The 22,094-nt window shown below is 67.3% G+C and carries 18 protein-coding genes and 2 pseudogenes; 11 read left to right on the top strand and 9 right to left on the bottom strand.

Going from position 1 to position 22,094, the window contains the following annotated elements; genetic code table 11:
- Nucleotides 1-127: 127 nt before the first annotated feature.
- On the bottom strand, nucleotides 128-370 hold the full coding sequence (locus IEY96_RS33505) for a hypothetical protein (protein WP_505838179.1): 243 nt from the start codon (nucleotides 368-370) through the stop codon (nucleotides 128-130).
- Nucleotides 371-869: 499 nt separating this feature from the next.
- On the opposite strand from IEY96_RS33505, the gene IEY96_RS31875 reads away from it, so the two are divergent.
- Together IEY96_RS31875 and IEY96_RS31870 are read left to right on the top strand one after the other, a co-directional pair.
- A complete protein-coding gene (locus IEY96_RS31875; protein ID WP_189198502.1) occupies nucleotides 870-1,739 on the top strand; it encodes a lipase family protein in 870 nt (289 codons plus the stop codon).
- 8 nt (nucleotides 1,740-1,747) lie between these two features.
- Nucleotides 1,748-6,547 (top strand): caspase family protein, encoded by a 4,800-nt coding sequence (locus IEY96_RS31870; RefSeq protein WP_189198501.1) that lies wholly within the window; start codon nucleotides 1,748-1,750, stop codon nucleotides 6,545-6,547.
- Between the two features lie 18 nt (nucleotides 6,548-6,565).
- Here the strand turns inward: IEY96_RS31870 and IEY96_RS33300 are convergent.
- Together IEY96_RS33300 and IEY96_RS31865 are read right to left on the bottom strand one after the other, a co-directional pair.
- Nucleotides 6,566-6,766, bottom strand: a pseudogene (locus IEY96_RS33300) (IS630 family transposase); the annotation flags it as partial.
- Nucleotides 6,767-6,913: 147 nt separating this feature from the next.
- Nucleotides 6,914-7,582: a cell division ATP-binding protein FtsE gene (locus IEY96_RS31865; protein WP_229792011.1), complete on the bottom strand. Its 669-nt coding sequence runs from the start codon at nucleotides 7,580-7,582 to the stop codon at nucleotides 6,914-6,916.
- A gap of 93 nt (nucleotides 7,583-7,675) precedes the next feature.
- Between IEY96_RS31865 and IEY96_RS31860 the strand changes: the two genes are divergently transcribed.
- On the top strand, nucleotides 7,676-7,951 hold the full coding sequence (locus IEY96_RS31860; RefSeq protein ID WP_189198499.1) for a hypothetical protein: 276 nt from the start codon (nucleotides 7,676-7,678) through the stop codon (nucleotides 7,949-7,951).
- A gap of 34 nt (nucleotides 7,952-7,985) precedes the next feature.
- Here the strand turns inward: IEY96_RS31860 and IEY96_RS31855 are convergent, their stop codons facing one another.
- Nucleotides 7,986-8,225, bottom strand: a complete 240-nt coding sequence (locus IEY96_RS31855) for an IS3 family transposase (protein WP_189198498.1) — start codon at nucleotides 8,223-8,225, stop codon at nucleotides 7,986-7,988.
- Between the two features lie 173 nt (nucleotides 8,226-8,398).
- Between IEY96_RS31855 and IEY96_RS31850 the strand changes: the two are divergent.
- Nucleotides 8,399-9,061 (top strand): annotated as a pseudogene (locus IEY96_RS31850) (IS701 family transposase); the annotation flags it as partial.
- A gap of 11 nt (nucleotides 9,062-9,072) precedes the next feature.
- Here the strand turns inward: IEY96_RS31850 and IEY96_RS31845 are convergent.
- Together IEY96_RS31845 and IEY96_RS31840 are read right to left on the bottom strand one after the other, a co-directional pair.
- Nucleotides 9,073-9,633 (bottom strand): flavoprotein, encoded by a 561-nt coding sequence (locus IEY96_RS31845; protein WP_189198497.1) that lies wholly within the window; start codon nucleotides 9,631-9,633, stop codon nucleotides 9,073-9,075.
- Nucleotides 9,630-10,976, bottom strand: a complete 1,347-nt coding sequence (locus IEY96_RS31840) for a hypothetical protein (protein ID WP_189198496.1) — start codon at nucleotides 10,974-10,976, stop codon at nucleotides 9,630-9,632. Before IEY96_RS31840 ends, IEY96_RS31845 begins: the two co-directional genes overlap by 4 nt.
- A gap of 597 nt (nucleotides 10,977-11,573) precedes the next feature.
- Here IEY96_RS31840 and IEY96_RS33045 point away from each other — a divergent pair.
- The 7 genes from IEY96_RS33045 (at nucleotide 11,574) to IEY96_RS31815 (ending at nucleotide 16,501) form a co-directional block, all read left to right on the top strand.
- Nucleotides 11,574-11,783 carry a hypothetical protein gene (locus IEY96_RS33045; RefSeq protein WP_229792010.1) on the top strand — a complete coding sequence of 70 codons (210 nt, stop codon included), beginning with the start codon at nucleotides 11,574-11,576 and terminating at the stop codon, nucleotides 11,781-11,783.
- A gap of 208 nt (nucleotides 11,784-11,991) precedes the next feature.
- Complete coding sequence (locus IEY96_RS31835) at nucleotides 11,992-13,023, top strand: CgeB family protein (RefSeq protein WP_189198504.1); 1,032 nt, start codon at nucleotides 11,992-11,994, stop codon at nucleotides 13,021-13,023.
- Nucleotides 13,024-13,034: 11 nt separating this feature from the next.
- A complete protein-coding gene (locus IEY96_RS31830; RefSeq protein ID WP_229792009.1) occupies nucleotides 13,035-13,868 on the top strand; it encodes a thymidylate synthase in 834 nt (277 codons plus the stop codon).
- Entirely contained in the window at nucleotides 13,826-14,056 is a 231-nt protein-coding gene (locus tag IEY96_RS33040; RefSeq protein WP_229792008.1) for a hypothetical protein, read from the top strand. The genes IEY96_RS31830 and IEY96_RS33040 overlap by 43 nt, the downstream gene beginning before the upstream one ends.
- Complete coding sequence (locus IEY96_RS31825) at nucleotides 14,053-14,583, top strand: nucleoside-diphosphate kinase (RefSeq protein ID WP_189198495.1); 531 nt, start codon at nucleotides 14,053-14,055, stop codon at nucleotides 14,581-14,583. The genes IEY96_RS33040 and IEY96_RS31825 overlap by 4 nt, the downstream gene beginning before the upstream one ends.
- Nucleotides 14,580-15,827 (top strand): radical SAM protein, encoded by a 1,248-nt coding sequence (locus IEY96_RS31820; RefSeq protein ID WP_189198494.1) that lies wholly within the window; start codon nucleotides 14,580-14,582, stop codon nucleotides 15,825-15,827. Before IEY96_RS31825 ends, IEY96_RS31820 begins: the two co-directional genes overlap by 4 nt.
- A gap of 20 nt (nucleotides 15,828-15,847) precedes the next feature.
- A complete protein-coding gene (locus IEY96_RS31815) occupies nucleotides 15,848-16,501 on the top strand; it encodes a 3'-5' exonuclease (protein ID WP_189198493.1) in 654 nt (217 codons plus the stop codon).
- Between the two features lie 178 nt (nucleotides 16,502-16,679).
- Here IEY96_RS31815 and IEY96_RS31810 read toward each other — a convergent pair whose 3' ends face one another.
- From IEY96_RS31810 to IEY96_RS31800, 3 genes are all read right to left on the bottom strand, one after another.
- Nucleotides 16,680-18,728 carry a hypothetical protein gene (locus tag IEY96_RS31810; RefSeq protein ID WP_189198492.1) on the bottom strand — a complete coding sequence of 683 codons (2,049 nt, stop codon included), beginning with the start codon at nucleotides 18,726-18,728 and terminating at the stop codon, nucleotides 16,680-16,682.
- 67 nt (nucleotides 18,729-18,795) lie between these two features.
- Entirely contained in the window at nucleotides 18,796-20,874 is a 2,079-nt protein-coding gene (locus tag IEY96_RS31805) for a hypothetical protein (protein WP_189198491.1), read from the bottom strand.
- On the bottom strand, nucleotides 20,871-21,572 hold the full coding sequence (locus tag IEY96_RS31800; protein ID WP_189198490.1) for a hypothetical protein: 702 nt from the start codon (nucleotides 21,570-21,572) through the stop codon (nucleotides 20,871-20,873). Before IEY96_RS31800 ends, IEY96_RS31805 begins: the two co-directional genes overlap by 4 nt.
- Nucleotides 21,573-22,094 lie beyond the last annotated feature (522 nt).

Raw genomic sequence — 22,094 nt, 5'->3', positions numbered from 1 at the left:
ACCGACTAACCCAGCCGGAAACCCAACCCATCTAGCCGCTACCAAACCCGGGGCGGTTCAGTCGGTTGGCAAACTCCACACGCGACCGGCTTGGTTGCCTCTCCCGGCGGCCCGCTGCAACTGGAGATCAGTGACATCGTGGCTTGCGTGGGGAGTTCCTCGTCGAGGAGTTGGGTGCGGTGGATGGCGGTGTCCGTGGTGACAGCCTGGCCTCGGTGAGGAGTGCGATCTCCAGGTCGGAGGAGCCCGCGCCCTTGCCGACCCGTACGCCGTCCCGCCGGCTGACCGTGATGCTGCCGCAGATGATCAGGTCCACTGGACGCATGTTGTTGGGGCCGACTGCGGGGGCGATGTCCGGTGAAGGCCGCACCAGTACCGGAGCACCACCACTTCGCGCTGCCGTCGTGGCGGGGTCTGGACCGTGTCCCAGCGCCACCGGTCGGGCAGATCGGCGCGTCCGGTGTCGTCGCGCTGCGCCAGACGCGGAGCGAAACGTCGGGCTACGGCGCGGCGGCGTTGCAGGCTGCGTGACCGGTTTACGACGCGTCAATTAAGCACAGGATTGCTGCGACCGGGGGATTGGTCCGGTGAAATCGGCCAGGGCGTCGCGGACGGCGGCGGCGTAGGCTAGCGGCTGCCCGATGACGCTCGGCCGTGCGGAACATTCGTCGGATGTGAGACGCATTCGTTGGGTCGCATGGAGCGACTTTGGCGGCTAACGTGATTCGGACGGCGTGCCGCAGGCGCGCGTGACCATCGATGCACTGACAACGAGGTCGGCCGATGAGCCGCGCCGGACGCCGCACCAGTGACGCTGCGGCGAGGCGGGCGATCGGGTCGAGCTCGCCGTACGTCTCGGAGGAGTGGACGTGGCCAGGGTCGTCGCGGTGCATGGGATCCTCAACACGTACTCGGGCGAGAGATCTATGGCGGCGTCCTGGGTGCCCGCGCTGTTGGACGGCATCGGCTTGGCTGGAGGCGACGGGACGGTCGCTGAGGACGACATTGGCTGCGTCTTTTATGGTGACGTCTTCCGGCACCCGGGCCGATTGCTTGGCGCGACCGAGGCGGAGCTGTTGGATGCCGACGACATCGACGATCCGGCGGACGCGGCGCTGTTGGACGCGTGGTGGGCAGAGGCAGCCCGGACGGACCGGAGTGTGCCGCCGACCGACGAACGGATGCTGGGACTGCTGAAAGGCGCGCAGGCGGCGTTGGCCGCCCTGGCCTGTTCGCGGTTCCTCGCCGGTGCGACCGAGCGGTTGCTGATTCTGTGGTTGAAGCAGGTTCGCCAGTACTTCACCGATTCGGATAGGCGCGCTGCCATCCAGGACCGGTTCGCGCGGCAGATCAGGGCCGACACCGAAGTCGTGGTCGCTCATTCGCTTGGGTCGGTCGTCGCCTATGAGGCGCTGTGCGCCCATCCCGAGTGGAACGTGCGTGGCCTGGTGACCTTGGGGTCGCCGCTGGCTGTGCGCAACCTGATCCTTGACCGGCTGACGCCGGCACCCGAGCGCGAGGGCGACAGCTGGCGGTGCCGATGGCCCGGCGGGGTAAAAAGTTGGACGAACATCGCCGACCGGGCCGACTTCGTCGCTTTGGTGAAGGTGCTGGGAAACGTGTTCGGTGCGGAGGTGACCGACGTGGAAATCGATAACGGTGTGCAGGTGCACGCCGTGACCCGTTATCTGACCGCCAGGTCCACCGGCGAGGCGATACTCGCAGCGCTGCGGGGGTAGCCGGGCGGATGGCTGCGGATAGCCGCCAGGCCGGCGGCAGATTCTTCATCGGGTTGGCCACATCGAAGCACCCGCACAACGATGAGCTGGACGATCGGCCGGAGCTCGTCGATGCGGTGCGCGACATGCGTGACCTGTTTACCGCCCTTGGGTACGAGTCCGTGCCGGGATTCGACGCCGATCTGGGTATCGATGATGTCCGTCGTCGTCTCGGCGACTTCCTCACGCACGAGAGCCGGTCAGAGTTCGACACGGTCGTGTTCTATTACACGGGACACGGGCTCGTCGATGGTGGTGACTTCCTGCTGCCGTTCCCCGAGACGACGGCCGACCTGTGGCGCACCGGGCTGGGTAGCAGCACCCTGGCGACGTGGATCCTCCGTGGTACGCGGGTTCGGCGATTTCTCGTCATCTTCGACACGTGCCACGCCGGAGCCGCTGGCGGCGACCTAGCCAAGGAGTCGATCAGCCGTCTGTCCCTGCTCGGTGGTCAGGCAAGGAGTCCAACCGTGGCGATCGTCGCGGCGGCACGGCCGCGGGAGAGCGCACGGTCGTGTGCCTTCACCGCCAGCTTCATGGAAGCCGTCCGGCATCCGTCCAGTGGTGGTCACGAGCCCGAGTTCCTCCCCCTCGACTCGATCATGACCATGGTCGAGAACCGCACACCGCCCTGGCAGCACGTCACGCTGTTCTTTAACGGCGAGGCTGCGGGAGTCAGCGAGTTTCTGCCCAACCCGCGGTACAACCCACAGGGGCGGGACCTGGACCTGCGCACCCGCGACACTTTGCAGGAGCGCCTACGCGAGACTGAGCTGGAGAGTCACGTGTGGCCGCGGGCACAAGGCCTCGATGTGCCGATGGAGGGGCGGTGGCTGTTCACAGGCCGCATCGCCGCGATGTCGCGGCTGAGCCGCTGGCTGGCCGATGACCGAGGGACCTCTCTGGTCGTCACGGGCGGACCCGGGTCGGGAAAGTCCGCGTTGCTGGCCAGACTGTTTGTGCTCGCCGACCCCGTGCACCGTAGGCGCGTACCCGGCCTGGACGACATCCCAGCCGCGGCGATGCCGGCAACAGGCAGCGTCCGCCGTTTTATCCATGCCCGCGGCAAGACCGTTGAGGAGGTCCTCGCCGGACTCTGCGAGGCGGCGGAGACGGGCGCGGACTCGGTCGTGGACCTGCTTGCCGCGCTCAAGCGGCGTGATGATCCGATCATCACGGTTATCGTCGACGCCGTCGACGAGGCGAGCGATCCGGACGCGCTGGTGCACGAGGTTCTTCGGCCGATCGTCCGCAACGGTGCCCAGTGTCACCTGAGGCTGCTTATCGGCACACGGCGGCACCTGCTGTCAGAACTCGGCGCGGCGTCTATCGACATCGATGATGCTGGGTTCGCGGACCCAGCGAGTGTGCAGGCGTACGCACAGCGGTGCCTCCTCGAGATCGTTCCGGACAGCCCCTACAACGCGGCGTTGCGGGAGGTGACCGACAAGGTGGCGTCTGCTGTGGGTTCGGCGTCCGGCAAATCGTTCCTCGTCGCGCTCATCACGGCACGTAGCTTGGCGTTGCGGGCGGATGTCGTACGTGACCCTGACGATTCGCGGTGGCGCGCGGGTCTGCCCAGGGAGGCCGCGGCCGCGATGGAGCGCGATATCAACGAACGATTGGGGCCGCTGGCGCAGAAGGCCCGTGACCTTCTCCTACCGCTCGCATATGCGGAAGGAGCAGGTCTGCCGTGGGAGGACATATGGGCGCGCGTCGCCTCGGCCGTGTCCGGCCGTCGTTACCGTGACAAGGACATCGACTGGCTCGTCCGGCATGCGGGGTACTACATCATCGAGGCCAAGGAGGAACAGCGCTCGAGTTATCGGCTGTATCACGAGGCGCTGGCTGAACACCTCCGTGGACCCGACGACGAGGCGTCCCGCGCGAGGCGCCGTAGTGTGCATGACAGGTTTTTGCGGGGCCTGCGGTCCACGGTCGACGGCCAGCAGTGGCGCCGGGCGCACCCTTACGTGAGGCGGCACCTGGCCACGCATGCGGCGAGGGCCGGCGACATCGACCAGTACCTGTTGAACCCGCATTACCTGACGTCCGCTGATCGTTCACGGCTGCTGGATGCCGCCAAGCATGCACGGACTGTACCGGGCCGGCGGGCGGCGTTGGCGTTCCAGCAGGCGACACATGCGTCGACCGGCGACTTCGAGACCCTTGTCGCGTACCTCGAACTGGCGGCGCACCAGTATGGGGCAGTCGGTCTCGCTGAAAGCATTGCCGAGAGCGGACTGCCTGCCCCGTGGCGAACGGTACACGCGGCCTGGTCGCCGTCCCCCCCGCATCGGGTCCTCTGCCGGCTGAACGCCGCTATCGACACGGTAGGCGTCACCGTGATCGACGGCAGCCCGTCCGTGGTGGCCAGTGCGGGTGGAGGGGTACGGGCTTGGGAGCTGGACTCGGAACGGGCCTTTTGCGAGGTGACCTTCCCCCGCGGCGGGCCCGGCCGGATGGTGCCGCCCGCGGGCGCCCAGGACGGTGGACGACTCGTCTACCGCAGCGGAACTCGTCTGTACGCCGTGACGCTGGGCGCAGACTCGGCGTCGTTGCGCCGCCTCGCGAGGCGGGTCCCGCGGGAGTGCAGCCCGATTGCACTGCTCGCTGGCGACGGGATGCACACCGTTTTCGTCGTGGGCAGGAATCGGGCTAGGGTTCGCTTTGCCAGCGCGGGCGGCAACCGCAGCCGGCCCGATGGTGATCTCGGGCGTCAGGCTTGCGGATCACCGGTCGGCAGCGGCATCGAGCACCTAGCCACGTTGCGGTCTGCAGGCATCGATCTACTCGTCACCGGAAACGCGCACGGTGACGTCGGTGTTTGGGACGTCGACGCGTTGCGCCTGCTGCAGGCCTGGAGGGCGTCGGACGGACCCCTGGATTTTTTGCTTGGTTGCGAGGTCGACGGCAAGCAGGCGGTCATCACCATCGCCCCGATTGGTGGCCGACGCACGGTTGACGACGAAGGTGAGGACATCGCTACCGCGCTACGGGCAGTCGACAAGCGGGAGAAGCAGGACCTACAGACCGAGGCCCGGCCGCGCCAAGAGCTGAAGGCGTGGCTCGCCTCTTCCGGCACTCCCGAGGCGATCGTTGGGTACACCCTCGAGGAGCCGGTTTCGGCGCTGGCCGTCGCGTCCGTCAACGGCCGTTCCTTTGTCATCACCGGCAGCACCGACGGTGCATTGCGCATCCGGGAGATGGCAACGGGTCGCCTTGAGTATGAATCCCCGAGGGGCCATGCTGGCGCTGTCACGTCCGTGGCAACCTTCCACTCACCGAGCGGCTCGATCATCGTTAGCGGTGGTGCGGACGGGACAGTCCGTTTGTGGGATCTCGGTCCCCACCTGCTGTCAGAGGACCTGGAGTCGGAGGCTCATCGCATTTGGTCCGTCGCGCTCGCGGGGGCCGGCGGGACCGAGATCGTCGTCGCCGGTGCCGAGGACGTGTCCGGCAGATCCGCCAGCCGGCTCCCCAGCCATCTGTTGATGATCTCGGACGCGAGGACGGGATCGAGGAAGTCGGTACTGCAACAACCGGGCGGTCCGGTGGCGATGATCGCCGTCGTGGAGCACGGCGGTAAGCAGTTGGCGCTGACAACTGCCTCGCAGGACTGCGTCGTCTACACCTGGGATTTGCGTGCCGGCCCGGTGGACCGGTGGATGGCGCACAGCCAACGAATCACGGCGCTCGCTGCCGCAGTGGTATCCGGCGCCACGGTCGCATTCACGGCTAGCGAAGACGGAACAGTCAAGGCATGGGACTTCGCGAGCGGCCGGCTGCGTGGCGTGTTGTGGCGCGGCGGCGGCGACGTCGCCACGGCGTTGGCCATCGTGGAGACGCCCGGCCTACACGCGGTCATGATCGGTACAAGGCAGGGCCGCATCGCTCTGCTCGACATCACGACCGGCCGAGCGAAGACCGCTGTGGTCAACCTGCGCCGCTCCGTGGACTCGCTCACGATCGACAGCGTGCACGGCAAAGCACTTGCACGGGCTCAAGGGCGGTGCATCGCGGTTACAATTTCCGCGGGTCATGGCATCCGCTGGTGGCTGCCTCGACGACGGGTCAAACTGGCGGCATCAGCGGTGGTGGATCTATCAACAACGTCCGCCCAGTGCGGCACTCGCCGTGGGCTGTGGGCGATCGGCTCCGGTGATCGAATCATTATCGGCGATGGCCAGGCCGGCACGATCGGCGAGATCAACATCTGGTCGATCGTCCAGTCGGTCGCCATCAATGACGATGGGACGATCGTCGCCGCAGCCGCGGACGGACTCGTCGTCCTGCGCCTTTCCGACGTTGCGTGGCTGGCCCAGCAGACCTCCCCGGCTGTTCCTTCGCACCCGCTCGCAGCCTTCGTGCGGGCCCGGGGGGACCTCACCGACCTTCCCGTCGCGGATGCCGACGCCGAGGATTCGAACCTAGCGCCAGCCGAACTGACGGTAAAGAACGATGACGCCGGCTATGACCGTAGGGCCGACTACACGTCCACGGACGACACCTGGATAGTCACACCGTTCGACCTTCCGGGCACAGGCGGGGCGGCGGCCCGGACGGCCGCCAGCGTTCTCTTGATCGCCATGGTGTGCCTTCTCGTGTTTGCCATCGTGCTGCTCACCGGCCGCGCCAAGTCCACCGGTCCACCGCCGCAGTCACCGCCGTCAGATGTGTACCTGGTGGCGCGGGTGATCTGCGATCCAGCCTCACCGCTATTCGAGCCCGGTGCGCCTATCTGCGTGCTGACCCGGGAATCGTCTTGACCGAGCCGGCACTACTAGCTAAGCGCCTGGCCAAAAGTCTTGTCCGTAAACCTGGGGTAGCCAGGGCGAGGTCCAGGGTGCGGTAGGTGATGAGGTTCTGGTCTGGGGTGCGGTAGCGGAAAAAGGCGTGTGCCTGCCGGATCCGGTCGGCCATCGTGGCTGGAGCGGCGTTCGCGCGATGTACTGCTTCAGCACGGCCCACATGCGTTCGGACAGGTTGGTGGACACGTGCGCGGTACGCATACTGGCGAAGACCTCGTCGGGATGATCGTTGTGTCGAAACTCGATCGAACTCCCGCCGAGGCCTTCAGGTTGGTACCAACATCAACTCGGGCGAGTTGCGGACATAACTTTCCGGCAACCCACTTAGTAGACGCCACGTCGCTCGTCACGGATCAGCGAACCCTGTTCCAGCTCCAGGACCCTGCGCCGCATCATGTTGACGATATTGGCGTCCGACGTCGCCATCACGACCGTGGTGCCCACCCGATTGATCCGATCCAGCAGGCGCAGAATCTCGACCGCAGTATCGGGATCGACGGCCGACGTCGGGTCGTCCGCGGCGATGATGAGCGGCCGGTTAACGAAGGCGCGCGCGATCACGACCCGTTGTCGTTCCCCGTCGGACAGTTCGTGAGGATAATGGTGTTCCTTCCGGTACAGCCCGACCAACTCCAGCACCTCTGGGACGACGCGACGGGACACTGCGGTGGTCTTCCCGATGACAGTGAGCGCATGGGCCACGTTCTCGTAGGCGGTCTGATGCGGGACGAGCACCGGCGTCTGGGGCACATAGCCAATGCGGCGGCGCAGATGCGGCCGCTGCCACCGCCTGAGGGCTGCGATATCCCGATCGGCCACGGTCACCGCACCGAGCGTCGGGCGGATCTCGTTGACGATGAGACGCAGAAATGTCGACTTCCCCGAACCAGTCCCGCCGATCACAAAGGCCCAGTCCCCCTTCTCGATGGCTAGGGTGAGTTGGTGCAGGGCCGGACGGCGCGCTCCCCGATAGATCTTCGTGACGTGTGCCATCGTAATCACACACGGATTCTAGGATCTAGTGTCACGTGTCTGAAGAAGTTTGACAGTGCCGAGGGCGTCGTACCGGGCTGCCAAGATGCGGGCGTGGACGACGTGTTGACGGTGCTGAGGCGAGAGTTCGAGTCCGTGGATGGGAGCTTCCTGCTCCGACTGCGCTGTGAACTCGTCTGGGACCGGGCGGCGTTCAGCCGGTTGGAGCGGGCGATGCGGGTGGCCTGTGAGCAGCGCGAGGGTCATGGCGACTTGCCGCGCTGGATGGCTGAGGGGTTCTACGAGGTCTCACACTTCGTGGCGGAGTGGACCAGGCACCCGAACTTTCCTCGGCCGGAGCCGGCGCAGTACTACCAGGATTGGGCCTGACCCGATTCGACGGACAGGGTCGATGTGTTGATCCTCAAGCTACCTTGAGAGCGGTTAGCGGCCGGACGTTGGTGCTGGCCTCGTAGGCGGCAGGGCTGAGGTAGCCCAGGCTGGAATGCCGGCGGCGGGTGTTGTACCACCCTTCGATGTACTCGAATATTGCCTGTTGGGCGGCCTTTCGAGTGGGCCAGGCCTGCCGGTGGAGGAGTTCGGTTTTGATCGTGGCGAAGAATGAGCAGATCGCCAGGACGGTGGGCTTCGACTCCCCGATCACCTACCGTCACCACTTCAGCCGCGCCATGCGCAACTCCCCAGCGGCATACCGCCGAGCCTTCCGCGCCGACGGCACCTCGGCGTCTCGAGGAGGCGCGCCAGCGAATGGAACAACCGCTAGTACTGCAACGGCAGTAAGCGAATCGGGTTCGGCTCGCGTTCGTTGGTCTGCCTATGACGGATGTTGATGTTGACCGGTGGCACGGGGAGCTGGACCGGTTGCACGCGCGGATCGGGCCTCGAGTTCGCCGGTCGGAGCCGCTGCGGCGGGTGCGTCAGTACCTGTGCGGGCTGGTCTCGGGCCCGGGCCGCAAGAACGGCTGGACCCTGGCTGAGCAGGCCGGGGATGTGTCACCGGACGGGATGCAAAGGTTGTCGCGGTGGGCGGACTGGGACGTCGACGCGGTCCGTGACGATGTGCGGGACTACTTGGTCGAGCACCTCGGCGATCCGGCGGGCGTGCTGATAGTCGACGACACCGGGTTCCTGAAGAAGGGCACGCGGTCGGCCGGGGTGCAACGGCAGTACTCCGGCACCGCAGGACGGACCGAGAACTGCCAGGTCGGGGTGTTCGTGGCCTACCGCTCGGCGAAGGGCCACGCGTTGATCGACCGGCAGCTCTACCTCCCGGCGTCGTGGACCGAGGACCGCCAGCGGTGTCGGGCGGCCGGGATCCCGGACGAGGTCGAGTTCGCCACGAAGGTGCGGATGGCCCGCCAGATGCTGGCTCGTGCCCTGGACGCCGGGATGCCGGTGGGGTGGGTGACGATGGACGAGGCCTACGGGCAGTCGAAGTCGCTTCGGCTGTGGTTGGAACACCGGGATGCGGATTATGTGAGCACCCGGGTTCACCTGGTCGATCTCTCGCCGGCCAACCCGGTCGCCGCTTCGAACGCTGTCGTCCAAGGGAAGGCAGTCTGGCGAATGTTGCCGCTGCCGGGTGGGTGTGGCTCCCATCCGTCGTCGGCCCCGAGAAGAATCCGGACGTGCTCATCGCGAAGGTTCGCCACGGCACGTTGGAAGGGTGTGCGGGTGGCCAGGGCGGCGTTGACGAAAGGGACGACCACGGTGGGCACCCGCCGGCCGATTAGCTCGGCGACTGCGGTCATCGCATAGTTGTCGGCGATGCCGAGGGCGATCTTGTTGACGGAGTTGTAGGTGGCGGGGGCGATGATGAGCGCGTCCGCGGCGGGGAGAGACCGGCTGGTGCCGGGGGAGGACCGGTAGGTGGACCGGACCGGGTGTCCGGTCAGCCGTTCTATCGTTTCGGCGTCGACGAAGTCGAGGGCGCTGGGGGTGGCGGTGACCGCCGTTGTCCACGACTGGCGCGTCGCGGTGGTGACCAGTTGTGTCACGTCTGCGGCGGGGCCGGCAGCGCAGACGACGATTTGCAGGTGTCCGCTGGTCATACGCGGATCCCGGCGTGCTGGGCGAAGTCGAGGGCAGCACTGCGAACGCGCCCCCGGGCGAGGACAGCCAGGTCGCTGGCGATGCGCTGCACCGCTGGTCGGCACCGAATCTCCTCTGGTGCCACCTCGTACGCGTTGCGTAGCGCGTTCAGGCCGTGCTCGTAGCGTCCCCATTGCGTGTAGGCGCGGGCCACGTCGACGAACAGGGAGGCTCTGCGTTCGGCGAGGTCGATCTTGTCCAGCGGCACCTGGCGGGCGAGGGCGATGGCGGTGCCAGCGTCGCCCAGGGTCAGCGCGATGTTGACGCGGTGCAGCAGGACGTTGGTGGCACCGAAGCCGGTCCACCGGTCGTTGCCGTCGTAGCCGAGTCGATCGGCGGCTCGGGAAGCCTCATCGAGCATGGCCTGCGCGTTGTCTCTGTTGTCGTCGCGGGCGGCGGCGATAGCACCGCGAAGCAGCAGTGCGCCGTACACGGCGACCGCGTCGGTCGACGCGAGTCCGCTGCCGCGTCGGAGGTGCTCGGCCGCGTCTTCGGCAAGCTGTCGCCCCTGGGTACCGTGGCCGTTGCTCATGAGGGCGTGGGTCATGATCCGGGCACTTGCAGCCATCGCCACCGGGTCCTGACTGCTCTCAGCGGCACGGGCGCTGCGTTCGGCGGCGACCAAGGCCGCGCCTTTGTCGCCAACCTTGAGCAGCACGCTGCCGACGACGTGGTAGAGGTCGCTGGCCAGGGCGTCGACCTGCGTCCGCTGCTCACCCTCGGCCTCCGCACGAGTGGGTTCCACGGCGGCTAGCAGGGCCACAAGCCTGGCGAGAACCTGCTCGTAACGGCACGCCTGATAGTCGGTTTTCGCGGCGGCGACCTCCCGACCGAACTGCCGGATTGGTAAGGCAATTGGCTCGATGTTGCAAGGTCGTGGTGCGACCAGTGCGGTGAGCAGAGCTGCGACGTTCGGCAGGGCGATGCCGCTGATCGTCACGCCGGTCAGGAGATCTCTGCGCCGCACGTCGCCATCCGAGTCGAAGTCGTGAATGCCGCCTTCGCCAGTATGGGTCTGCGTGTCCCTGACGGGCAGCGTCGCGGGACCCGCGAGTGCACCACTGGTACCTCCCCTCACGAGTGCTTCGAAGCGCTCGCGGACGTCCGAGGTGGCCCGCGCCAGGACCGTGTCGAGAGCGGCCTGCATGTCGGCCCTCAGATGGACCTTGTTGCCTTGGCTGCTCCACTTGGCCACCGTTCGCCGTGCCGCGCCCAGGTGCTCGGCGAAGCCGGTAACGCTCATCCGCAACGCCTGACGCAGCGCGTTTGCCTCCCGGCCGGTCCAGGTCGTCACCGCGGCCATCGCACGTCCTCTCGATGCGGACAGTCGTCCGGACGATCGTATCGGCACTTGTCGTGCTGCCAGGTGCACCGTGAGTGCACCGCCAGGACATTCCCAATGCTGCACTCACCGAGCGAACCTGACTGGGCTGATGCGCCACTCTCGGCGAGTACGCGGCCGGCGCGCAATCACAGCCTCACGCCAGGGAGATCGGGATGAATAACGGAAGCGCCGGGAGTCAAGAGCTGGCCTTGGCGCTTCGCCCGGTGCCGTCCCAGCCCGCTCCCTTACGCGTGCGAATGATGCCCCGCCTGTGTACCGCCAGGAGGGCTGCGTGGGTGGGTGATTGGCGGTCTGCTCCCGGCCGCTGTGGTGCGGCGGTGGGCTCGCCCTTCCCCCGGCGAGCCCGCCGCTCACCGTCTCTGATGGAGGTGCCGGCATGACGGTGTATGTCTCGCGTAGCGCCATTGCCGAGCGATCCCGGCTCCCTGAGCCTGCCTCAGGGTTCTTGCCGAAGCAGGTGGGGCCATTGGTGGAGCCGACCCACTTCTACCCGAGGGCCGAGCCGCTGATGACCCTTGGGCAGCGCACGCTCTACCGGGTGCCGGGGCGGCCCCAATGAGCGGCATCCTCGTCCACGCCATCACCGCCGCCACCACGGCCACGCCCAACTCGATCGCCCTCCTGCACAGGACGCTTGGCGGTCGCCCGCAAGGCAGGGTGTGCATCTCCTGCACCTCACCCAGGACCTGCGAGGAGAACGAATGGGCCGAGGGCTACCTCGCCCAGGTCGTCGCAGACGCCGCCGCCCGAGGGCCGGCGTCATGACGGTGGTGGGCCTGTCACTGCCGCAGTCGACCGCGCGGGTGGTCCTGCTGGCTCGCATCGTGGCCACCTATCACTGGCCGAACGCCCGCGGTCGGTGTCCACGCTGCGGCGTGGCCAACTGCCTCCCACTGCGCATCGCCCGAGAGGTGCTGCAACGGCGATCCCGGCCGCCGGCACCAATCCTGATGGGAGACCCCTGGTGAGGCGACTGGAGATCGGCTACAGCTGCTGGGGGTTTCTCGGGCCCGGCGTCGTCGACACCCCCGACGGCTCGCGCTCGTACCGGGCCCCTCTGGTCGACGCGCTGGAGCTCGCCGGTCACCTCGTGACGCTGCTTCAGGCCAACCGGGACCTCAAGGAGGCCGGACTCGACCTGCGCGACGCGTACGACTTCGACAGCGGCCTGCCCGGCCTCGACGTCGTGATGTTCGAGTGGCGGTGGCCGCTGCCCGGCCGCAACACCACGGCCTGCGGCAGCCTCGGTCACCACTGTGACCTGCACCGACAGGCCGAGCTGATCGAGCACTACACCCTGGCCGGCGTACCCACCATCATCTGGGACCTCGATCGACGACTGCCCGCCGATGATCCGCTGCGCGGGCTGCGGAACGTGCGGGTGTGCGAGTTCGCCACCCGACCCACACCGGGCGCGACCACCACTTTGTGCCCGGTGCCCGACTCCCGGCTCGACGCCGCCGACGCCTACGAGCTGGCGCAGCTTCACCGACCCACGTCGCTGGTGTACGTCGGAAACCAGTACGACCGCGACGAGCACTTCGACAGGTACTTCGCGTCCGCCGCCAGGCACGTGGGCCACCGCGTCGCGGGGAAGTGGATTCGCACCCAGGCGTGGCCGCACGTCAACTTCACCGGCCGGTGCGCGTTCACCGACGTCGACCGGATCCACCGCGGCGCCCTGGCCACCGTGATGCTGCTGCCCGACCGGTACGCCGCCGCCGGCCACATCACCCAGCGGCTGTTCGAAGCGGTCCTCGCCGGCTGCGTGCCGCTCATGCCCGCCGACGTCGTCGACGGGCACCGCTTCGTCCCCGACGAGCTCATCGTCATCGACGGCAAAGACGTCGTCGAGAAGGTCGAGTACCTCCAGCGCATCGCCGGAACCATCACCCACACCGGGCTGATCTACCAGTGCCTGCGCTACCTCGACCAGATGCGGCTGTCCCGCCAGGCAGCCGTCTTCCAGCAGGTCATCACCGACCTGATGTCCACCCCCGAATGAGGGAGACGCTCATGGTCTTCGGACCCGAGTTCGGCAGCTTCCAGCCGGCGTACCTGGCCGTGCTGCGGGAGATCGCCACCAGGCACCGTTTCGACACCTGCGGGCGAGGTAAGGACGCCCTGGAGATCATCAACACCAGCTTCACCATCACGGACCCCGTCGACCGGATCGTCTACCTCGCCGCCCGCAAGGCCAACGTCGTGTTCAACCACGCCGAGGCCCTGTGGTACCTGACCGGCCGCGACGACGTCGACATGATCTCCTACTACGCGCCGCAGCTGCGGAAGCTGTCCGCCGACGGCGCCCGGCTCACCGGCACCGCCTACGGGCCCCGCCTGTTCCGGCCCGGCCAGCCCGACGCGTACAGCCAGTTCCAGCGGGTGGAGCGGCTGATCGGCGACGATCCGGACACCAAGCGCGCCGCCATGGTGATCATGCGCCCCGACGAGCTGGTCGACCCCGCCAACCCGGACGTGGCCTGCACCCTCGGCCTGCAATTCCTCCTGCGCAACGGACAGCTGCACATGTCGGCCTACATGCGCGGCAACGACGCCGTCATCGGCCTGCTGGGCGACACGTTCGCGTTCACCTTCATCCAGGAGTTCACCGCCCGCCGCCTCGGCGTCGGCGTCGGCACGTACGCCCACCACGTCGGCTCGATGCACATCAACAAGCTGGACGTGGACAAGGTCGACGCCATGCTGGCCGAGGCGACCGACCGCTGCCGCACCGCCGCTTCCCAGTCGACCCCATGCCCGCCACGAGCTGGGAGACCATCCGGGAGGTCGCCGCATGGGAGCAGGTGCTGCGCGACGACCGCGACCAGCTCACCCCCGGCCGGCTGACCACCGTGCGCGTCGACCCGTACTGGCGGCGGGTGCTGGCGCTGTTCGAGTGCTACCGGCAGATCGTGCACAACCCCGGCAAGCCCGTCGGCCGGGACATCCTCGCCGAGCTGCACCCGGGGCACTGGTGGCTGGTGGCCAACCGGTGGCCCGAGCTGGTGCCCGCCTTCCCCGGGAGCCGGGCATGACCGACGATACCGCCGCCGTCACCGTCGACTGGTCCCGCTGGACCATCATCCTGCTCAAGCCGGACTGCGTCCGCCGCGGCCTCGTCAGCGAGGTCCTGCAGTGGATGCGCGGCCTCGTGACCATCGTCGACTCCCACACGGTGATCCCCACCGAAGACCAGGTGTTCGCCCATTACGCCGACATGCTGCCCCTGTCCGAGCAGCTCGGCCGCGACGTGCCGGCAGAGCTGCGGCGCATCTTCATCGGCAACAGGGTTGTCGTCGCCCTCGGCTACGGCGAGAACGCCGCCGAGCGGGTACGCGCCGTCGTCGGCGTGACCGACCCGGCCAGCGCCCCCAGCACCACCGTCCGGGGCCGCTACGCCAAGGACAGCCTCGACAAGGCGGTGGCCGAGGGCCGCCTGGTCGACAACCTCATCCACACCTCCGACCACAGCGACGTGGTCGAGCGGGACTTCGGCATCTGGTACGGACCCCAGCGCACGCACCTGCTGCGCCCACCCGCCGCCCGAGGAGGCGCCCGATGACCCAGGTCCGCGTTCAGATCAGCTCTGGCCCCCGCCAGCTGAAGCTCATGCCGGCCGCCGAGCGGGCCCGCCTCGACCCCTACATGCAGCTGGTCGTCGGCTACCGCAAGTCCGGGCTGTCGCTGAACCACATCGTCGGCTGCCCGCTGGACTGCGGGTACTGCGTCCGCCACTTCTGGGGCAACTTTGACGACAAGACCCCGACGCTGCTGGTGTCCACGCAGGAGGCCATCGAGCTGCTGATCGGGCACGAAGCGTTCCGGCCGCACGTCACCCCGATCCAGCTGTTCAACAAGGCCACCGACCCGTTCCTGCCCGGCGTGAAGCCTCACCTGTTCCAGGTTCTACGGGCCCTCGACGAGCGGGCGTACACCAACCAGGTCCTCATCATCACCAGGTTCAAGGTCACCGGCCAGGACATGGAGATCCTGGAGTCGCTGCGCCACCTGAAGGTGACCCTGCTCTTCACCTACTCCGGCATCCAAGACGACCGGGTCGAGCCGATCACGAAGAGCGCCATCACGATCAACTCGATCTACACCGCGGTCGCCCACAAGAAGCGCACCGGCGTGGTGCTGTACTGGCGGCCCATCGTCCCCGGCTGGAACACCGCCCCCGAAACCATCGACCACGTCCTGGAGGTCGCCGGCGACGTCGACGCCGCCGTGTTCACCGGCTACTACCACAAGCCGGAGAACGCCGCCTACCTGCGCCAGCTCGGCGTAGACGTGCCGTACGGCGAGGACTACGCCCGCCGCAAGACCCTCCCGCGCGAGATCGATGAGCTGATCGTGGGCGCGTGGAGGGCGTCCGGGATCAAGACGCCGCTGTTCCGCAAGACTAGCTGCGGCGTCTCCTACGCCCACGGCGTGGCTGACTACAACGGCCACTGGGGCGTCAACGAGCTGTGCAACATTTGCCCCGCCAGGCAGAAGCAGCTCTGCATCGACGACTACCGCGACCCCACCGAGCAGGAGGTCAAGGACATACTCGACATGCTCGGGTACGACAGCCCCGTCCTGGTCGAACCCGGCCACGTGTGGACTCACGGCTTGGGCGAGCAGAAGCGGTACGCCGTGCAGCACCACCTGCGCCACCAGATCTGGGAGGCGAACCAGCCGCATTTCCCCGGCGCGCACGGCCGCCAGCTCCTCGGCCACGAGGTCGATCCGCGCCAGGTGGAAAGGTTCGCCGCGGTACGGGCGGAACTCGTCGAAGCCGTGAAGTATGGAGACGACGACTAACGCAGCACGGGGGAGAAAGCATGAGCGGCAGCCTGAGCGACCCCTGGACCACTGCCAGCCTGGTCGTCATCGACCTGGAGGGCACCGGCGCCCAGGACCTCGCCGACGAAGCGATCCTCGAGATCGCGCTCGTCCCGCTCGTCGCCGGGCTGCCGGACATGCCCACCAGCTACACCACCCTGATCAACCCCGGCCGACCAATCGCGGCCCGCCCGTGGCTCTCACCCGGGCTCACCGACGCCACGCTGCGCCGCGCACCCGCCCCCGCCGACATCGAGCGGCACCTCGCCGTTCGGATCAACGCCCGCTACCTCGTCGGCCACAACGTCACCGTCGACTGGCGGCTCCTACACCGCCAGCTCCCGGCGCTCCGGCCAGCCGGCCTCATCGACACCCTGCGCCTCGCGAAGGCACTCACAACCGGCCGCTCCCGCGCCCTGACCGCGCTCATCCACGAGCTGGGACTCACTCGCCGGGTCGACGAGGCCGCACCGGACTCGCAGCCACACCGCGCGCTGTGGGACACCACCGCGACGGCGCTACTGCTGCCAGAGCTCGTCACTCGCCGGTGGCCCACCGCGCCCACGCTCGGAGAACTGCTCGCCGAAGCCGCTCTCCCCCTTAACCCCGAAAAGCGGCCCACTGCCACAGCACCTCATCCGGCCCTCTTCTAAATCCTGCTCCGCTGGCGCCCGCTCGGTGCTCCGACGGCCCCGACTCGCACTTCGCGCGGGCAGGTTGGTCACGGCGTGCTTGCGGCAGCGCGGGATGTGCGACAAGGGCGGCGGAGCGGTGGAAGAGCCGCCTTGCTGCACACCGTAGTCAGTCAGTTGCGGTTGATTCAAACGAGTCCTACGACCGGCGGCCAGGCGCGCGTAACGACGATGGATCGTCTCGACCACCCGGTACTCGGACAGTCACTACTTGGCATGGAGTTGACTCGCCGTCGCGCTGGACCTGCTCAATCCAGATGCTCTCGAAGAGGTTTACGGTTCCCTCGGCGTGCTCGGTCTTGTCCAGTACGAGAAGGATCGCGAACGCAGCATTGGTGTTCTGGTACTCGCTCGCCTGAGCGGCGTAGTGGCGCAGGGCGGCTTCGCTTGCGTCCTGTTCCTCGATTTTGCATTCCACGTTGAACCGCACCGGGCCGAACGAGGCACGAATGTCGACACGTCCGCCAGCGTGTTCTATGACCTCCGCGTCGATGATGCGGAACAGGGAGGAAACGCAGAGCACCTCGTAGAAGTGCTGGTGGAAAAGAGCCTCATCGACCTTCTGTTTCTTCCTCGAAGGGTCTCTCAGGCGCAGATATTCCGTGTAGGAGCCGCCCATCTTACGGCCGATATCGTAGCAGAGAAACGCGTACCGGACGGTGGTGTGCAGCAGTGCATGAAAGGGATCTGCGATGTCCGGGATCCAGTCGGGGCTCTGCTGGAGCTGGCCCACGAGCCGGTCCATAAGCCGACCGAGTTTTGGATCCATCGCTGCCGCGTGGGTGTCTTCGTGGGTGCGTAGTGCAATTTCCAGGCGGTCCAGGACCGGCTCCGGTGCCGTCTCAGTCAGCTGGGCAAATTCCGCCGGAGTTACGGTCTGGGCGACCAGCGGCCAGCGTCGCACTTTTCCCGGACCACCGCCGGGATGTCCGTCGGGCACGGCCGGTGATCGTGTGCGGTCGCGCAGCGAACCGAGCAACCGGACGGCCGAGGGTTCGGCGCGCAGAAGCGGGTCGTTGTCGACTGCGTGTTCGAGGAAGCGGATCCGGTTCTCGTTGCGTAGGAAGACGTCCTCGATCGCGGGCGCGACTAGGACCTCAACGACACCGGCGGTAGTACCTTCCTTGACGACCGTCACGGTCCGGTCGGCGCCGTAGGCGGTGAGCAAGGTCGTGAGGATGGCTTGGCCATCGTCGTACCAGGGGTCGTCGTCGCCGGTGTGGCGGGCTGCCGCGTCGAGAATGGCGGTGAGCTCGGCCCAGGCTGCGATGTCGTCGCAGCGCGAACGCGACCATGCGGGCCGGTGGGTGTTGTGCCGCCAAGCCCGGTACTTCTGCAGGGTCGTGTGCAGCATCGCCGCCAATGCGGGTATGCGGGTCGTGGCGTCGGGCGCGGCCAGGGTCAGCACGGCGTCGATGGCGTCGTGATAGATCCGCGCGTCCAGGCGTTCGGAGGTTTGCGCGAGCAGTTCCGACAAGCGCCGCCGGACGCGGATCAGCCGCACCCTCATGGTCGCAGCATCGGACGCTTGCAGCGCGTCCTGTAAGTCGGTGAGGGCGAGTTCGAATGCGGCGTCGCTGCAGGTGTGCTCGAGCGGTAGCAGCCGTTCGAGCGCCTCACGCAGGCCGGTTCCGGGATGGTGGGCCTCGAGAAGGCCGAGCAACCGGGGGAGCCGTGCGGCGAACGGCTCGGGGAGGGCGGCGACATCCTCGGTGGCCTCGTCGAGTGCGCCGAGCAGTTGGGCGGCCCGGGTGACTCCGGCCAGGGTGAGCCGGGCCAGGCAATCGGCTGCTTCTGCGGCGATCAGGGCGGGGGCCGGCTCGTCGCCGGCGTCGCTTATAGCGGTGAGGCGGGCGAGCAACGCGCGTGGTAGCCCGGTGCCTAGGGCGCGAGCAAAGTCGGGGTGACGGGCTAGGACATCGGTTGCGCTGGCGAAGGCCGAGTGCCGCTGCTGCTCGCGCAACCCGGTGAGGACCGCCGCGCGAAGGGGTTGAGCGTCGTCGTCTGAGCCAGTCCGCTGCTGATGCACGGCGGCTTGCACGAGATACACCAGGAAAGGCCCGGTGGCTAGCTGACGGGCCTCGTCAGGGTGCAGGCCGCCGAGAGCCTCGATCGTTGGTCCGGAGCGCCGCTCGGCAAGCGTCGCCTGGCGGGCCCAGTCCGCTAGGCGAACCTCGATCCCCGGCACCGCGCACCTCCCTCGACAAGTCGATCACGCCTTCGCCCGTCGGCGCAGCAGCTGCGGCAGGCCGCACTCAGAACAGCTGCCGCGCGTCGGGACCGGTGATGATCCGATCCGGCGGGAAGATGTCCCATAGCACATCCTCGGTGGACGTGAGAACGATCTGTACGCCGACTCCGCGGTTGGCCATCTCGTGCAATGCCTGCAGCACAACGCGGGCGTCGCCTGGGACGACCTCTTCGGCGGTAGGTGCGTCGATGAGCAGCAGTCCCGGGTGCGACATGATGCCGTGTTCGTGCCCGACAGTAATCATGCCGATGATCGTGGCGATCCGCATCCGCAGCCGTTCGCCCGGGCTGAAGTCCTTGAACGCGCATTTCACCCCGGATTTGCGTGCGTTGACGCGGCCTGCAGTGTCTAGATCGACGCTGGTCAGGTTGGTGACGCCCAAGCTGCGCGCTACCAACACGATCTTGCTGTTGAGGTCGGCGAACAGTGCCTTGCTGTGGTTGCGGACGGTTTCTTGCAGCACGGCTATTGCGCTCGCCAGGATGTCGGGCTCCACGTCGAGCGCTGAATCCTGGCGTGGCTCCTGCGTCGCCAGGTACGAGCCGACAACGGCCGGGACTGCTTCGCCGCCACCGGCGGCTATGGCGAGAGCGCCTTCGAGCTGGTAGCACTCGCGTTGGGCGGCAAAGAGGTCCTGCTGTGCGGTGTCCGATCGAATGGCCGCCAGTTTTGCCTGCAACTGTTCGTGCCGGTCCCGGCTTTCGCCGAATCGCTCGGCAGCCTCGTCCGCGGCCTTCTTCGCCGCGGCTTCCGCTCGTCGTGACGCGGCTTCCTGCTCGGCATGGCGTTGCAGGAGCATTGCGTGGGCGTTCGGGTCCTCCTCATGGGCAGGCAGCGGGTTGCTGCAGACGGCGCACCGATGGTCTGACTCCTCCGCGGCCCGCCGCGGTTCGTCGATCTCGTGGTCGCATCGTGGGCATGCCTCGGGATCCAGCGCCCCGAGTAGCAGTCGCGCAGCGGCGCTCTGCCGTGCGCGACGAGCTGCACGTTCGTCTTGAAGCCGGATACGGCGAGCGGCGTCGAAGCGTTGCTGGAGATCGAGATGGATCGCTTGGCGTTCGGCCATTTTCCGTGCTGCGGCATCGGCTGCGGTTAGCAGTCCGGTGAGGTCGGGCTGACGTGACTGCAGCTCTGCCAACCGCGACTTCGCCGCCGCCAGCGCCTCCCGCAGCGGCTGAATCTGCGAACGGCGCGCCTCGGCGTCCTCCTCGGCGCGCCGCTTGACGCGTCGATCCTCCTGGTCCTCCCGCTTTTGGGCGGACATCAGGTGGGTCAGTTCCGGGACGTATGGCACGTCCAGGAAGATCTGCAGCAGCTTGGCAGGTAACTGGCCGAACGCCGTCGGGCCGAGAAGGACCTTGTCGTGCCCGGCGTTGAGGGCGATCGCGTAGTAGAAGCTGGCCCAGGAATGGAACTGTTCCGCACTGTCTCGCTGACCGGCTTCGTCCTTGGGGGCACCGGGCTCGGCCGCCCACACCGAGATCGGCCGCAGCCCAAGACGGTCGAGCATCAATCGTTCAATCAGTCCCTTGACGTCGGGTGGCGCGGCGGTAGCAACCGCACGCACGCCAGCCCCGTCGACGTCGCGGCCGTCCAACGCGAGAAGCTGATCAACGGTATCGGCCGTGAGCAGCGTCGCCGAAGGCTGGCCAGGTCGGAGGAACTCAAGCCGCACGGACACCAGCACACCGCCGACGTGCAGGTCAGCCCGCACATACGTCAACCACCCGGCCGTCTCCGGGCGCCGGAACTCGTCAACGCTCTCACCGCGCAACGCCCAACTCAGCGCCCACAACAGGGTGGACTTACCGGCGGAGTTCACCTTGCTCGCCAGCACCCAGGGCCCGTCGCCGAGCGAGATATCGACAGTGAACGGCCCGTCGTTGTCGGTGGTCCCCGTCTTCTCTCCCTCGCAGTACAGCCGGCGCACCCGTAACTCACGGCGCGCCGGCATCGGGCTGGCCAGTGCCACCCCGTACGAGTCAAGGACCTGCCGGACCCGCCTCGCATCGACACCGGCAACCTTCGCGGCGATCGCCGCGTACAGATCACTATCCTGCGGAATGGCCATCTTCGGTGTCATGCGACGGGCTCCTCGACGTCGGCGGCACGAAGCTGAGCGAGCCGAGCGCGGGCACGAGCCGCGATCGACGGGATGACTTCCTTGAGAGGTGTCTCGGCGTAATCACGCTGAAGGTACTGCCGGCGGCGCAGCGCCAACGCCGAGTGCCCGCTGCCATCCGCCAACGCCTTCACCAGCAGGGCCCGCTCGGTGTACCAGCGCAACTCCGGGAACTGGGCGGTTGCCTGTGCGGCAACCTCGCGGCCCCGTTCGGTCAGGTAGTAGTTGTCCTGCAAGACTCGATGAGCGGTACGACGCTGAGTGACGACCAGCAGCCGTGGCGCTACCAAGACCGAGAGAGTTCGGTCCAAGGACTCGAACGCCCCGAACAGGTACCGGACCATGGGGATCGAGCAAACCTCGGGCTCATCCGAGTCAAGGATCTCGCCCGCTAGATCGAGCAGAATCGGCGCGTGAGCCCGTTCCTCCACATCGGTCAGGCACCGCTCGTAGTCGTTCAGCAGCTCGTCGGCGAGGTAGTCGGGATTCCGCAGCCAAAAGTCAAGCTTTTGCAGGCGCCCCTCCGCGTACAGGACGGCAACGGCACCGCGGGGCGCCGACGCCGCAGCGGCAGGGCCCAGATCCTCCGCCACTGCGGCGATGAGAAGCAAAATGCGAATAGCGTCCGCGAAACGATCGCCCTCATCCCCGTCGTCCACTCGGGGAGCCTACGGTCAACGACCCTCAGGAAGCAATCGAGTACCATACGTTAGGAGGTCGAGGCGGTAGAGGCGTGCCCGAGCCACGGTCCGACAATGAGCGAAGTCGCACCTCCGCTTCCCCAGCATGTCGCGATCTTTCATCAAGCGGGACGTTGGTGCTCCGTTGGTGCTCCTCTGTTCCGGCGGGGTCTGTATTGCCACGTGTCACGAACGTCGGCATCGGTGTGCTTGTGTGCGACGGGTTCGGGCGTGCTGGCAGGTCGGTGGCCATGGGTGGGCCGGCGCACGGACAGGACCCTGCTGGCGCGAGGCTCGTTCCGCGGCGAACCGGCAGCGGTGAAGTATCTGATTGACCCAGATCCGTTCTGGGCGGCCAGGTGGAGGCACGAGCTGGACGCGTACGAGATCTTCGGTGACACTACCCCGCCTGTCCGCGTTCCTCGGCTGCTCCATACCGACCGTGACCGGCTGCTGGTCCTGGAGTGGGTCGACGCATCGCCCCTCGCGGTGGAACGCTAC

Source organism: Micromonospora fulviviridis (assembly GCF_014648395.1).
Taxonomy (GTDB): Bacteria; Actinomycetota; Actinomycetes; order Mycobacteriales; family Micromonosporaceae; genus Micromonospora; species Micromonospora fulviviridis.
The sequence above is the reverse complement of the archived record's forward strand: the minus strand, read 5'-3'. Positions and strand labels throughout refer to the sequence as shown.